This is a genomic window from Synechococcus sp. CS-1326 (assembly GCF_025128115.1).
Classification (GTDB): domain Bacteria; phylum Cyanobacteriota; class Cyanobacteriia; order PCC-6307; family Cyanobiaceae; genus Regnicoccus.
On the sequence record NZ_JAHLYV010000021.1, the window covers coordinates 203,370 to 216,075 of the forward strand.

The window sequence follows — 12,706 nt, forward strand, 5'->3', positions numbered from 1 at the left end:
ATTCTTGCCGCCTTTTCGATCCCATGGGTTTCCGCTACCTCGATTCCATTGCCACCCAGGCCAATCTGAAGGAGTTTCTGGAGCTGACAGACCTTGCTGTTGGCGGCGGAGCTGATGCGGGCAATGTTTTCCTGCTTTCGCATCGCCTGCGCAGCTCCAGCCCGATGAAGCTCTGCACCACCCTGCTGAATCGCAATCCCGCCGCCGCCGAGCTGATCAAGCAGCGGCGGCTCTGTGGTCCGTATGACGCTGATGCCCTCAGGAAACTCCCCAGAGGAACTCTCGGCCACACCTATGCCACGGCGCTTGGCTGCCTGGGCTATGACATCAATTTCTTCCCGGAACCAACCTTTTACAACAACCTTGAAACTGACGCCGATTACATCAATTACCGCGTGTTTGCCACCCATGACATCCACCACATCATCAGTGGTTTCAGCCTTGATGGTCGTGGTGAGATCGGTGTGGTGAGTATCAGTGTGGGCCAGTTCAATCACCCAGGCCTTGGCTTCCTTGATCTGGTGATCCTGCTGTTGACCTGGTTGAAATCAGACGTTCCCTTGGATCAGATCGAGGCAGTCGAGCATCAGGCCCGGACAGCCCGATACACCCTCGGGATGATTCTCAGGGGTCTGGAGATGGCTGAGCAGGCCCAACCTCTGTTCCCCGTGCTCTGGGAGGACCGCATGGGGCAGGACCTGGAGGAGCTCCGCAGGGAGCTCGGCATCGTCGCGGTGAAGGAAGGCCCGATGAGCTGGTACAGCAACCCCACGATCACCGCGGCGTTGGCCGCCTGAGGCGAGGCTTTCCGATTCAGCGCCCCAGAATCGCCCGGGTGGTTTTGCTGAGGCCTGCGGTGGTCTGGGGCAGATAGGGACCCTTCATCAGTTGGCCACCGATCCGCAGGAACAGCCCTGCCAGCACGAGATCGCCGGCCACCACAGTCAGCACGGCCCTGATCCAGCCCCAGCCAAAGCCCAGATGCAACCAGAGCACCAGGGCCAGCTGGCCGAGCACGGTGGCCAGCATCAGAAAGGTGAGGCCCCCTCCCAGCAGCAACCCGCCACTGATCAGGCGCCGTTTTTCACTGTCAGCCTCCTGCAAGGCGATCCGTACGTGCAGATCCATCACCGAGCTGACCAGGGCGCTCACCCGGCTCGCTGCCATTCGCGTGGCGCCGCCTCCTCCAGCCCGGTCGCGCTCGTTGCTCATGCCGAGCGCCGCCCCGAAGCCAGCAGCAGGCCGGCAATCATCCCCACTCCTGCCGCCACACCGAGGGCGAGCAGCGGCCGTTCGCGCACCGGCTTCTCGATCCGGGGCCTCAGGCTGCTGTTGAGCTCATCGAGCAGATGCTCCAGTTGTTCTTCCAGCGGCCCGATCTGGTCGGCCAGGTGGCGGGTCTGCTTGGTGGCCACCTGAAGCAGCTCCCCGAGCTGGTGTTGAACCCCGGTGGCGGTGCGACCGGTTTGCTCGGCGATCACAGCGACCACGTCATCGAAGCTGCCACGGGTGGCTTCGAGGGTTTCGCGGGCCACCTGGGGCCACTCACGCTGGATGGTGGGCAACAGGGCCTCGAACCGCTCACGAAAGCGTTCGTGGTTGATGGTGGATGGATCCGGTTCCATGGCGGGCTGGTTCGGCATGTTGATTCACAAGTTAGGGAAGGGGTTGAGCTTCTGGCCACATCCGCTAAATTTGATCTGCTCGGCGCGCGGGCCTGTTGGTTCACATCAATCAGGTCGAGCTCACTCATTTCAAGTCGTTCGGCGGATCGATGGCGATCCAGCTGGAGCCCTCCTTCACGGTCGTCACCGGACCGAACGGCTCCGGCAAGAGCAATATTCTCGATGGGGTTCTGTTCTGCCTGGGTCTGGCCACCAGCCGGGGCATGCGGGCGGAGCGGTTGCCCGACCTGATCAACAGCGCCGTGGTGCGCCAGGGCAAGGCGGCCGAAATGGTCGTCACGGTCCGCTTCGATCTCGCCGACTGGCGACCCGACCCCGCTGAGGAGGGCCTGGAAGCTCCAGCGGAGGGGCCGTGGATCCAGCCCGGTCAGAGGGAGTGGAGCGTGACGCGGCGGCTGCGGCTGGCCCCGGGCGGCACCTACAGCAGTTCGTTCAGCGCCGATGGCGTCGCCTGCAACCTTCAGCAGGTGCAGGGCCAGCTGCGGCGGTTGCGGGTGGACCCGGAGGGCAGCAATGTCGTCATGCAGGGCGATGTCACCCGGATCGTTTCGATGGGTTCCCGCGATCGGCGTGGCCTGATCGATGAACTGGCTGGCGTTGCCCTGTTCGATTCCCGCATCGAGCAGTCCCGCGCCAAGCTCGACGAGGTGCAGGAGCGGCAGGAGCGCTGCCGCATCGTCGAGCAGGAATTGCTGGCCAGTCGCCTGAAGCTCGAGCGTGATTGCGCCAAAGCCCGCACCTACCAGGACCTGCGCCAGCGGCTGCTGGAGGGTCGTCTTCAGCATCAGGTCCTGAGCTTTGAGCTCGCCCAGCGGCAGCACAGCGAGCTGGGCAGTCGTCGCCTGGCTCTCACCCGGCAGCAGGAAACCGATCGGGCCGCCCTGACCGTCGCGGAATCGGCGCTCCAGGAGGGAGCCGCACGACTGGCCTTGCTCCAGGCGGAGGTCAAGGCCCTGGGTGAAGACAGCCTGCTGGCCGTGCAGGCCGAGCTGGCTGGCCTTGAGGCCAGTGGTCGGGAGCTGGCCCGTCAGTCCGAGCGCCATCAGCAGGAGGCCGAGCAGTTGCAGTCGCGGCGCCACGGGCTCCAGCAGCAGAAGGAGGACTTGCGCTGCCAGCAACTGGCCTCAGGCCGCGAGGGGGATGGGGGCGAGGCGCTGGAGCAGGCCGAACGCGCCTGCCGCAGCGCTGAAGGGGCGGTGGAACTCTCCCGTCGCCGGCTGGGTGAGGTGGCGGGCCGCTCCAGCAGTTGGCTGGAGGAGCAGAAGCAACGCAGCCAGCGTCGCCAGGCCCTGCAGGCCCAGCTCACCCCCCTGCTGGCCGAGCAGCAGCAATGTGGGGAGCGATTGCGGCAGGAGCACGACCGGCTCGTCGAACTCGGCGCTGAGCTGGCCCATGGCGGCAGCACCGACCAGGCGTCTCAGCAGGGACAGCAGGCGTTGCAGGCCGAGGCTCAGGCCCTGGAGCTCCAGCTGCAAGGCGACATCCGGCAGATTCAGGAGCTGAGCGACGCCCTTGCTCTTCAGCAACGCACCCGCACGCGGCTGGAGCAGGAGCAGGTCGGTTTGGAACGGGAGATCGCCCGGATCGAGAGCCGCCGCGACACCTTGCAGGAAAGCCGGGGAACCGGCGCTCTGCGGTTGCTGCTGGAATCAGGACTGGAGGGGATCCACGGCCCGGTCGCCCAGCTCGGTGAGGTGGAGGAGCGGCTGCGGCTGGCCCTGGAGGTGGCGGCCGGTGGCCGGCTCTCCCAGGTGGTGGTCGATGACGATCGCATCGCCGCCCGGGCGATTGAGCTGCTCAAGACCCGCCGGGCCGGACGACTCACCTTCCTGCCGCTCAACAAGATCCGGGGCGGTGGCCCTGGCCGGGGCGGGGCCGCCCTGGAGCGGGGTCGGGGAGGACCGGCCGGCAGCGGTGGTGGTCTGGTCGGTCGGGCCGTGGAGCTGATCCGTTTTGAGCCGGTCTATGGGGATGTGTTCGGCCACGTCTTCGGGGACACCCTGGTGTTTGAGGATCTGGCCAGCGCCCGTCGGGAGCTGGGTCGTTGCCGCGCCGTCACCCTCGAAGGCGAACTGCTCGAGCGCAGCGGCGCCATGACCGGCGGCAGCCTGCAGCCCCGCGCCGGTCAGCTCGGTTTCGGCAGCGGTGGCGAACAGGACGAGGCGGAGCCATTGCGGCGGCGGTTGCTGGAGCTCGGCGAAAGCCTGGTGGCCTCGCGGCGGCGGGAAGCTGATCTGGGACGGCAACTGGAGCAGCTGCGCCCCGCGCTGAACCAGCGCCAGCAGCGCCAGGCCGCCCTGGCGGCGGAGCTGGGCGCCGCCCAGCGGTCCCTCGGCCCCCAGTTGGAGCGCCAGCAGCAGCTGCAGCATCGATTGGCTCAGCTCCAGGCCGCCCTGTTGGTTGATCAGGAGCGCCTGGTGGTGCTGGCCAGCCTGATCAATCCCCTGGAGCAGCAACTGGCGGCCCTCGAAGCCGAGGAGGCCGGCGCCCAGTCGTCCGCTGATCGCGGCCGCTGGCAGGGCTTGCAGCAGGATCTCGAAACAGCCGATCTTCGGCTCAGTGAGGCGCGTCTGCACCGCGACGCTCTTCTTGCGGCCCGACGTGAGCGGGCCCTGGCAACCGAGCGATTCGCCGACCAGATGGCTTCCGTTGCCATTGAGGAACAGCGTCTGCAGCAGTCCGTGGCTGCCCTGGCCGAGGCCCACGCGCAGTGGCGACAGCAGCAGCAGCAGGAGCAGGAACGCCGCAAGGGCCTGGAGATCCAGCAGCAGGACCTGCAGGAACGCTTCGGCGAGCGCCGCCGGGCCAGGGATGCAGCCGAAGCCCAGCTCGCTGCCCAGCGCCAGGCTCTCCAGCAGCACGACTGGCAGTTGCAGCGGCTCGGTGAGGAATTGCTGGCCATCGCCGAGCAGGAGCGCAGCCTCATCCTTCGACTTGAGGCGATGGCCCGGGAACTGCCCGACCCGCTGCCTGAGATCCCCGCCTCTGTGCGGGAGCTTGCTCTGGACGGCCTCGACCAGGAGTTGCGCCGCCTCCAGCAGCGCATGGAGGCCCTGGAGCCGGTCAACATGCTGGCCCTCGAGGAGCTTGACCAGCTTGAGCAGCGCATTGCCGAACTTGAAGGTCGCCTTGATGTGCTGAGCAAGGAGCGGGAAGAGTTGCTGCTGCGGATCGAAACCGTGGCGACCCTGCGTCAGGAGGCCTTCCTCGAAGCCTTCCAGGCGGTTGATGGCCATTTCCGCGAGATCTTCGCCGGCCTTTCAGATGGGGAGGGCCACCTCCAGCTGGAGAACCCGGATCAACCCCTGGAGGGTGGCCTCACCCTCGTCGCCCATCCGAAGGGCAAGGAGGTGCGGCGGCTGGCCTCGATGTCCGGTGGAGAGAAGTCGCTGACGGCCCTGAGTTTCCTGTTCGCCCTGCAGCGCTTCCGCCCATCCCCTTTTTATGCCCTCGATGAGGTGGACAGCTTCCTGGATGGTGTCAATGTCGAGCGGCTGGCAGCCCTGATCGCCAGCCAGGCTGACCAGGCTCAGTTTCTGGTGGTCAGTCACCGCCGGCCGATGATCGCCGCCGCCACCCGCACGATCGGCGTGACCCAGGCCCGAGGCTCCCACACCCAGGTGGTCGGCCTGCCCACCGCCGCCTGAGCCGTGGGTCACAATGACCCCAACAACATCCGCTTCGCCGACACCACGCGGGATCAGGCCATTGACCTCCTCCATCCCTCCTTCGACCGATCCAGCCAGGGCCGTACCCAGCGACAGGCTCTGGTTGCGATCCGAGCTGATGGGCACCCAGGTGATCACCCGCGACACCGGCCGGAGGCTCGGGGTGGTCGGCGAGGTGGTCGTGGACATCGACCGTCGCGAAGTGATGGCCCTCGGCCTGCGGGATAACCCACTCACCCGCTTTCTTCCAGGTCTGCCCCGCTGGATGCCGCTCGATCGGATCCGCCAGGTGGGCGATGTGATCCTGGTGGATTCGGTCGATTCACTCACCCAGAGCTTCAATCCCGAGCGCTACAGCAAGGTGATCAACAGCCAGGTGGTCTCGGAATCGGGCGAGCAGCTCGGCCGGGTGCTTGGGTTCAGCTTCGACATCGAGACCGGTGAACTCACCACGCTGGTGCTCGGCGCCCTTGGGGTGCCCCTGCTCGGTGAGGGTGTGCTGAGCACCTGGGAACTCGCGGTCGAGGAGATCGTCAGCAGCGGCCCGGATCGGATCATCGTGTACGAGGGCGCTGAAGAGAAACTCAAGCAGCTCGGCAGCGGCCTGCTCGAAAAGCTCGGCATCGGTGGACCGAGCTGGGAACAGGAGGAACGGGACCGCTTTCGCCAGCCGATGGTCCCCGTCGAGAACCAGCTGACATCGGGCCAGCCCACCGCCCAGGAGCAGCGCCGCATCCAGCCAGCCACCAGTCGCGCCCTCGAGCCCCAGCGCGACGAAGAACTGGAGTACGTCGAACTGGATCGCCGGCGCCAGGAGCCCATGCGCCAACGCCGCTACCTCGATGACCAGGACGATCAGGCTGAACCGGTTCGGGGCGGGCGGGAGCCAGGCCGATCCGGACCAGGAGAGAGCGAAGAGCGCTCAAGGCAGGATCGCCGCTACGAGGACGCTCGCTACGAAGACCGCCGCTACGAAGATCGCCGTTTCGAAGATCTCGATCCGCCGCCGTTCAGGGCCACTCCTGCTGCATCGGAGCGGCCACTGCCAAGGTCCGTCCAGCCACGCTCCCTCCAGCGTCGTCCCCCGCTTGATCGGCAGGAGGAGCCGCTCGATGTCGATCCAGAGCCCTATCAAGAGCCTTATCAAGGGCCCTACGACGGGCCTGAAGCTCAGCCGGCAACCTTTCCCGTTGATCGGCCGGAGCGTTCCGGCTTCGAGGATCCCTGGTGAGTGCCGGCGGCCTCAGGCAGGGTTGAAGTCGAGTGATGCCGAGTTGACGCAATAGCGCAGGCCGGTGGGGGAGGGCCCGTCGGTGAACAGGTGGCCGAGATGGGCTTCGCAGCGGGCACAGCGGATTTCGGTGCGCACCATGCCGTGGCTGCGGTCCTCCACCGTGGTGATCGCGGCCGGATCGACCCCGTCGAAGAAGCTGGGCCAGCCCGTGCCTGACTCGAACTTGGCGGTGGAGCTGAACAGTTCGGAGCCACAGCACACGCAGCGATACTGGCCGGCCTGCTTGTTGTTCCAGTAGATCCCGGTGAAAGCCCGCTCGGTGCCGCCACAGCGGGCCACCTCGTACTGCTCGGGGGTCAGCCTGGAGCGCCAGTCGGGTTCAGCCAGCGGCGGCGCGGCCAGCGTTGGCTCGCTGGGTACGGAATCGGGGCTGGCCATGGAGCGAAGGCAAATGGAGGGGAAATCTCACGCTAAGCCTCAGGCAGCAGTTCCCGCACCATCCCCGCCAAGGCCGCCACGGCCCCCGGCTGACCCCGCAGGCTGCGCAGATCCTCGCGCTGGCCTGCCAGCCGCTCAGGGCGGGACAGCCAGTCGGCGGCCTCTGCGGCGATCTGCTCCGGCCAGATCGAGCCGACCCGCTCCGGCACCACGCTGCGGCCGGCACTGATGTTCGGCCAGGCCAGAAAGCCCCGTTGCCGCATCCGCCATGCCGTCAGAGCCACGCCGAGCAGCCAGCGCAGCAACGGCAGGCGTGCCACCAGCCCCAGCCAGCCATCCCAGGCCTGCATGACCTGCAGATGCTGGGTGGGCACCAGGACGATCATCGGCACCGCCAGGGCCCCGAGTTCGGCCGTGTTGGCTCCCACCGTGGTGAGCGCCAGGGCGCACTGGCTCAGGGCTGCGTGGGCCGGATGCTGCTCGATCAGCAGGATCGGTGTGCCCAGTCCGGTTCTGATCCAGCGCCGCCCGTCTGCATCGACCGGTGCCAGGTGGGGGATGCCGCTGCCGTAGTGCGCCTGGAGGGGGTTGGCGGGACCGCCATAGCGGAGCAGCTCCGTCACCGAGGTGGTCGGAGCCACCGGCAGAAGGAAGTGGCAGCCGGGCCGCAGGGCTGCCAGACGGTCGGCTGTTTCGAGCAGGAACGGCACGCCGACGCGCAGTTTGGCGCCCTTCGAGCCAGGCAGCAGGGCGACCCAGTCCCCGGCTGGCAGGGGATCCTCCTGACGGGCCGCCGCCGAGAGGTCGGCCATCAGATCTCCCACCACGGTGCAGCGTGACCGCCAACGCGAGGGGAGGCGTCCCGCTGCTTCCGGTCCCATCGCGGCGATCCGGTCATTCCAGCGAGGCCAGCGGGCCACCCACTCGGCGTAGGTGAGATGGCGGTAGCCCAGCCGGGCCGAGAGCAGCACCGTCCAGAACTGATCCCCGCCCAGAAACACCACCACCCCCCGGGCTGGCCAGGGCCCCAGTCGGCGGGGATTCCGGAGCAGCGACCAGAAGCGCCGCGCCGGACTGATGCGCTCGAACAGACCGAGTTGCTCGGCAACCTGGGCCTCGGCGCCGGTGGCATTCGGGCACGGCACCAGAATCAGGTTGAGGCTGGTGCTGGCCTCAGCCACCAGGGGTCGCAAGGGACGTTGACGGTGAAGACATTCGGCCAGCGGCCTGACCCAGGTGGTGAGCTCGCCTGGGCCGTTGCAAACCAGCAGGATCGCGGCGGAGGCTGGCGGCCTGGTCAAGCTGACGGTCTGCTCAAACGGAGTGGCGGGGCAAACGGGGTGGCGAGCCAGACGGAGTGCGGATCAATGGGGCTGATGACTCAGCCAGCTTGAGCAGACCGAAGGACCGGAAAAGAGAAATGCGGATGGCGAGACTTGAACTCGCAAGGCCGAAGCCACACGCCCCTCAAACGTGCGTGTCTACCAATTCCACCACATCCGCGTGGCCTTCAGGAGCGCAGCTCCCTCCGGCTGGCCAATATACCGATCACCCGCCCCGCCCCCCTTCCGCCAGGAACGTTGACGCCGCTCAGGCCCCAGGGTCATCACTGATACAGTCCGCAGCGGCCTGGATTCCGCACGGATGCCCATCGGCAAGCTGCTGATCGCCAACCGTGGCGAAATCGCCCTGCGCATCCTGCGCACCTGCCGCGAGATCGGCATTGCCACGGTGGCCGTCTACAGCACGGTGGATCGCAACGCTCTGCACGTGCAGCTGGCTGACGAGGCCGTCTGCATCGGTGAGGCTCCGAGCAGCAAGAGCTACCTCAACATTCCCAACATCATTGCCGCGGCGATCTCCCGGGGCGCGGATGCCATTCATCCCGGCTACGGCTTCCTGGCCGAGAACGATCGCTTCGCCGAGATCTGTGTGGCCCACGGCCTCACCTTCGTCGGTCCCTCAGCCGAGTCGATCCGGGCCATGGGCGATAAGGCAACCGCCAAGAGCACCATGCAACGGGTGGGAGTGCCGACGATCGCCGGCAGTGAAGGGCTGCTCGAGCAGGCTGCCCATGCCGCTGAGCTGGCCGCCACCATGGGTTACCCGGTGATGATCAAGGCCACCGCCGGCGGTGGTGGCAGGGGCATGCGCCTCGTTCACAGCGCCGATCAGCTTGAGGGACTCTTCAAGGCGGCTCAGGGGGAGGCGGAAGCGGCCTTCGGCAACCCGGGTCTGTACATCGAGAAGTTCATCGACCGCCCTCGCCACATCGAGATCCAGGTGCTGGCCGATCGGCACGGCAACGTGGTCCACCTCGGGGAGCGGGACTGCTCGATCCAGCGACGCCATCAGAAGCTGCTGGAGGAGGCGCCCAGCCCGGCCCTGGATCCGGAGCTGCGCCGTCGCATGGGCGAGGCGGCGATTGCCGCAGCCCGCAGCATCAGCTACGAAGGAGCTGGCACGGTGGAGTTCCTTCTCGACAAGAGCGGCAACTTCTTCTTCATGGAGATGAACACCCGCATCCAGGTGGAGCATCCCGTCACCGAAATGGTGACCGGCATCGATCTGATCGCCGAACAGCTGCGGATCGCCGGGGGCGAACCGCTCAGCCTTCGCCAGGAGGAGATCCAGCTCTGCGGTCATGCGATCGAGTGCCGCATCAATGCCGAGGATCCCCAGCACAATTTCCGACCGGTGCCGGGCAGGATCACCGGCTGGTTGCCTCCGGGCGGCCCGGGGGTCCGGGTGGACAGCCACGTCTACACCGGCTATGAGATTCCCCCCTTCTACGACTCTCTGATCGGCAAGCTGATCGTCTGGGGAAAGGATCGCGATGCCGCCCTCAAGCGGATGCGCCGAGCCCTCACCGAGTGCGCCATCACTGGGATTCCCACCACGATCGAGTTTCATCTCGCCTTGCTGGAGCGGCCTGAATTCCAGCGGGGCGAGGTGCACACCAGGTTCGTCGAGCAGGAAATGCTCGGCTCCTAGCTTCAGGCCACAGCAGTGCTGCGCAGGGCCAGCTGGCAGAGCAGCCCCTGCTGCCCCACCAGCAGTTCCCGCAGCAGACTGATCAGCCCCACCCAGATCACCGGGGTGACATCGACTCCGCCGATCGGCTGCACCCACCGGCGCGTCAACCCCAGCAAAGGTTCCGTTGGAGCGCCGATCAGCCGCATCACCCCTTGGCTCAGGTCGATCTGGGGATACCAACTCAGCACGATCCGGAACAGGAACAACAGCGTCCAGGCCGCCAGCAGCAGGCCCAGCAGCTGATTCAGGCCGGGCAGGAGGTGCAGCAGTGCGGGAGCGGCCGTCACAAAGCCCTAAGCAAGAGAATCTCCAGCGTAGGAAGCGGCGGCCGATGTCTAGGATCGGATCTGGATCTTCAGCGCCATGACCCCATCCCTCGCGAACTTCCTGAGCAGCCTCGGTTGGGGCGCCGTGATCGTGGTGGTTCCGATCACCCTGGCCCTGATCCTGATCAGCCAGACCGATCAGGTCGATCGCAAGCTCTGAAACCCGGCATCGCCAGCCGCTGGCAGCTTCGTGCCAGGTCCCTAAGCTGCAGGGAAGGTTCTCGTCACCGAGACCATCACCAGGCCTTCTGACTGAGGAATTCCAGACGTGGTTAATGCCAGCCTGAACTGGGCGAGCATCGTCGGCATCGTTCTGGCCGTCGGTGGTGCTTTCCTCTATTTCATGAGGAGCTTCAAGCCAGCCCTCGCCCGCGACTACGACGTTTTCTTCGCCGCCATCGGTTTGCTCTGCGGCGGCATCCTGTTCTTCCAGGGCTGGCGCCTCGATCCGATCCTGCAGTTTGGCCAGTTCCTGCTGGCGGGCACCACCGTCTTCTTCGCCTACGAGAGTGTGAGGCTCAGGGGCGTCACCACCGAGCAGGCCCGCCGTTCCTCCTATTTCGACGACGACGAACCGCTTCCCGAGCGTGGCCGGATGGGTGGCAATGACTGGGCTGGTGATACCGACCGGCTCGATGAACCCCAGCCCCTGAGGCGCCGGATCCGCTCCCGCGAAACCGTCCCCCCCGAAGACGACGACTTCTACCGTCCCCGTCAACCGGCCCGCACCGCGATTCCCGAGCGGGCCGCCAGCCGTCGTCCCGTCGACCCGGGAGACTGGAATGACGACCCGGCAACAGCTTCAGCGCCCAGGCCCGGTTCAAGTCCTGCAGCGACGCCCCGCTCCCGCTTCAGCGCCGGTGGGAGCAGCTCCCCTTCGTCCACAGCCTTCGGTGACCGTCGTCGCGACCGGGATGGCGCCCCGGACACCCGCCGCAGCAGCCGGCCGGCCGCCAGCCCCGATTCCCTGCCTCGCTCCAGCCGGCGCCCATCCGATCCCACCGACCCTCCCGGCCGATCCGGAGTTCCCCAGGGAACTCCGATCCGATCCGGCAGCAGCACCTCCAGTCGCCTTGATGGCCGGTCCGGCCAGGATGCCAGCAGCGTCGTCAGTGACGCCGATTACGCTCCGATCCGTCCAGCCTCGCCCGGCCGTGCTGCTTCCCCTGGTCAGGCTCCTTCCACAGCCCAGGCGTCCGGGCGGGTCGCCCCCCGCGACAACAGTTCCCGCTTCGACAACTGAGCAGGCATGCCCGGCTGCTGCCGCTGGCCCAGCCTTGGTCAGAGCAGCAGTGCTCACCTCGATCATCGCCATGCCGCTGCTCGCCCTGAGCCTGGCCGGTTGCAACTCCTGGCTAGGGGTCAGCCGTCGCCCGGCACCACCGTCTGGTTTTGGAATGGAAGGTCGGGAAGATCCGGCCCTGAGCGGCGATGGTCGGCTCCTGGCCAGCCTGGTGGAGCGCAATGGCCGCAGCAGTGTTCTGCTCCAGGAGCGACTGAGCGGCAAGGTGCTGCCCCTGCGCACCCTCAACGGTCAGCAACCCCACAGCTCCCCCTCCCTGAGCTGGAATGGTCGGTACCTGGCCTTGATCGTTCAGCGTGGCGAGCGTCGTCTGGCGATGATCGAAGACCGTGCCACCGGTCGCCCCCACCCGCTGCTCCTGCCGGGAGGACAGGAGCCCCAGCGACTCAGCCTGGCTCCAGATGGTCGTCGCCTTGCCGTTCAACTGACCAGGGACGGGGTTCGGCGGGTGGAACTGTTTGACCTCGGCGGCCAGCTCGAAGCGGATCTGGCGCCTGGACTGCCGATCCAGCCGCGATGAAGCCAGGGCCATTCCTGATCGCCGTTCTGCTGCCGCTCAGCCTGCTCGGTTGCAGCCCGGTCTCGTTGCGTCCACTCGAGCCGATCAACCGGGCCCTTGAGCAGGCCGGCGTCGGTCGTGAACCTTCCCTGAGCGGCGAGTGGCTTGCCATGATCAGTGGCCGGCAGGGCCGTGAGCAGGTGGTGCTGGTGGATCTCCGCCAGAACCGTCCGGTGCCGTTGCCAGGTCTGAACCGCCCCGATGCCAAGCCGATCAGCGTCAGTGTCGATCGGAGCGGCGAGCGTCTCGCCCTGGTGCGTCAGCGGGACGGCCGTACTGAACTGGCCCTCTACCGTCGCTCGATTCAGGGGCTGCAATCGCTGCCGCTGGAGCCAGCCGGTGTGCCGAATCAGGTGAGCCTCAGTGGGGACGGACGACTGCTGGCGGTGCAGGTGAGCCGCGGCGGACTCTGGCAGGTGGATCTTCTTGATCTGCCCTGAGCCGGACTCAGCCAAAG

The 12,706-nt window shown here is 66.8% G+C and carries 13 protein-coding genes and 1 tRNA gene; 8 read left to right on the forward strand and 6 right to left on the reverse strand.

The features are described 5' to 3' along the window. The first annotated feature begins 23 nt into the window (after nucleotides 1-23). Complete coding sequence (locus tag KQ307_RS08085; RefSeq protein WP_259703132.1) at nucleotides 24-797, forward strand: Coq4 family protein; 774 nt, start codon at nucleotides 24-26, stop codon at nucleotides 795-797. A 16-nt stretch (nucleotides 798-813) separates the two neighbouring features. On the opposite strand, the gene KQ307_RS08090 is transcribed toward KQ307_RS08085, so the two are convergent. Together KQ307_RS08090 and KQ307_RS08095 are read right to left on the reverse strand one after the other, a co-directional pair. After that, the gene (locus KQ307_RS08090) at nucleotides 814-1,212 is read right to left on the reverse strand and encodes a phage holin family protein (protein ID WP_259703133.1); all 399 of its coding nucleotides are present in this window, start codon (nucleotides 1,210-1,212) and stop codon (nucleotides 814-816) included. Continuing rightward, the gene (locus KQ307_RS08095) at nucleotides 1,209-1,643 is read right to left on the reverse strand and encodes a DUF883 C-terminal domain-containing protein (RefSeq protein WP_259727606.1); all 435 of its coding nucleotides are present in this window, start codon (nucleotides 1,641-1,643) and stop codon (nucleotides 1,209-1,211) included. Before KQ307_RS08095 ends, KQ307_RS08090 begins: the two co-directional genes overlap by 4 nt. 77 nt (nucleotides 1,644-1,720) lie before the next feature. Here KQ307_RS08095 and smc point away from each other — a divergent pair, with 77 nt between their 5' ends. Then, nucleotides 1,721-5,332, forward strand: a complete 3,612-nt coding sequence (gene smc / locus KQ307_RS08100) for a chromosome segregation protein SMC (protein WP_259727607.1) — start codon at nucleotides 1,721-1,723, stop codon at nucleotides 5,330-5,332. Between the two features lie 61 nt (nucleotides 5,333-5,393). Beyond that, nucleotides 5,394-6,584: a PRC-barrel domain-containing protein gene (locus tag KQ307_RS08105; RefSeq protein WP_259727608.1), complete on the forward strand. Its 1,191-nt coding sequence runs from the start codon at nucleotides 5,394-5,396 to the stop codon at nucleotides 6,582-6,584. 12 nt (nucleotides 6,585-6,596) lie between these two features. Here the strand turns inward: KQ307_RS08105 and msrB are convergent, their stop codons facing one another. From msrB to KQ307_RS08120, 3 genes are all read right to left on the reverse strand, one after another. Beyond that, entirely contained in the window at nucleotides 6,597-7,025 is a 429-nt protein-coding gene (gene msrB / locus KQ307_RS08110; RefSeq protein WP_259703137.1) for a peptide-methionine (R)-S-oxide reductase MsrB, read from the reverse strand. Between the two features lie 32 nt (nucleotides 7,026-7,057). Continuing rightward, entirely contained in the window at nucleotides 7,058-8,326 is a 1,269-nt protein-coding gene (locus KQ307_RS08115) for a glycosyl transferase (RefSeq protein ID WP_259727609.1), read from the reverse strand. 120 nt (nucleotides 8,327-8,446) lie between these two features. Beyond that, nucleotides 8,447-8,528: transfer RNA gene (locus KQ307_RS08120), tRNA-Leu, on the reverse strand. A 141-nt stretch (nucleotides 8,529-8,669) separates the two neighbouring features. Here KQ307_RS08120 and accC point away from each other — a divergent pair. Next, complete coding sequence (accC, locus tag KQ307_RS08125) at nucleotides 8,670-10,019, forward strand: acetyl-CoA carboxylase biotin carboxylase subunit (RefSeq protein ID WP_259727610.1); 1,350 nt, start codon at nucleotides 8,670-8,672, stop codon at nucleotides 10,017-10,019. A gap of 2 nt (nucleotides 10,020-10,021) precedes the next feature. On the opposite strand, the gene KQ307_RS08130 is transcribed toward accC, so the two are convergent. After that, on the reverse strand, nucleotides 10,022-10,348 hold the full coding sequence (locus KQ307_RS08130) for a YggT family protein (RefSeq protein ID WP_259727611.1): 327 nt from the start codon (nucleotides 10,346-10,348) through the stop codon (nucleotides 10,022-10,024). A gap of 76 nt (nucleotides 10,349-10,424) precedes the next feature. Here KQ307_RS08130 and psbX point away from each other — a divergent pair, with 76 nt between their 5' ends. The 4 genes from psbX (at nucleotide 10,425) to KQ307_RS08150 (ending at nucleotide 12,689) form a co-directional block, all read left to right on the forward strand. Further along, complete coding sequence (gene psbX, locus KQ307_RS08135; protein WP_259703141.1) at nucleotides 10,425-10,547, forward strand: photosystem II reaction center X protein; 123 nt, start codon at nucleotides 10,425-10,427, stop codon at nucleotides 10,545-10,547. 108 nt (nucleotides 10,548-10,655) lie between these two features. Next, nucleotides 10,656-11,630: a Ycf66 family protein gene (locus tag KQ307_RS08140; protein WP_259727612.1), complete on the forward strand. Its 975-nt coding sequence runs from the start codon at nucleotides 10,656-10,658 to the stop codon at nucleotides 11,628-11,630. Nucleotides 11,631-11,664: 34 nt separating this feature from the next. Then, nucleotides 11,665-12,210 (forward strand): Tol biopolymer transporter periplasmic protein, encoded by a 546-nt coding sequence (locus KQ307_RS08145; RefSeq protein ID WP_311133735.1) that lies wholly within the window; start codon nucleotides 11,665-11,667, stop codon nucleotides 12,208-12,210. After that, nucleotides 12,207-12,689 (forward strand): hypothetical protein, encoded by a 483-nt coding sequence (locus tag KQ307_RS08150; protein WP_259727613.1) that lies wholly within the window; start codon nucleotides 12,207-12,209, stop codon nucleotides 12,687-12,689. The genes KQ307_RS08145 and KQ307_RS08150 overlap by 4 nt, the downstream gene beginning before the upstream one ends. Nucleotides 12,690-12,706 lie beyond the last annotated feature (17 nt).

Bases quoted from the DNA above. Each gene is read 5' to 3' on its own strand.
- KQ307_RS08085 (WP_259703132.1), top strand. From the start codon at position 24: ATGGGTTTCCGCTACCTCGATTCCATTGCCACCCAGGCCAATCTGAAG.
- psbX (WP_259703141.1), top strand. From the start codon at position 10,425: ATGACCCCATCCCTCGCGAACTTCCTGAGCAGCCTCGGTTGGGGCGCC.
- accC (WP_259727610.1), top strand. From the start codon at position 8,670: ATGCCCATCGGCAAGCTGCTGATCGCCAACCGTGGCGAAATCGCCCTG.
- KQ307_RS08090 (WP_259703133.1), bottom strand. From the start codon at position 1,212: ATGAGCAACGAGCGCGACCGGGCTGGAGGAGGCGGCGCCACGCGAATG.
- KQ307_RS08150 (WP_259727613.1), top strand. From the start codon at position 12,207: ATGAAGCCAGGGCCATTCCTGATCGCCGTTCTGCTGCCGCTCAGCCTG.
- msrB (WP_259703137.1), bottom strand. From the start codon at position 7,025: ATGGCCAGCCCCGATTCCGTACCCAGCGAGCCAACGCTGGCCGCGCCG.
- KQ307_RS08095 (WP_259727606.1), bottom strand. From the start codon at position 1,643: ATGCCGAACCAGCCCGCCATGGAACCGGATCCATCCACCATCAACCAC.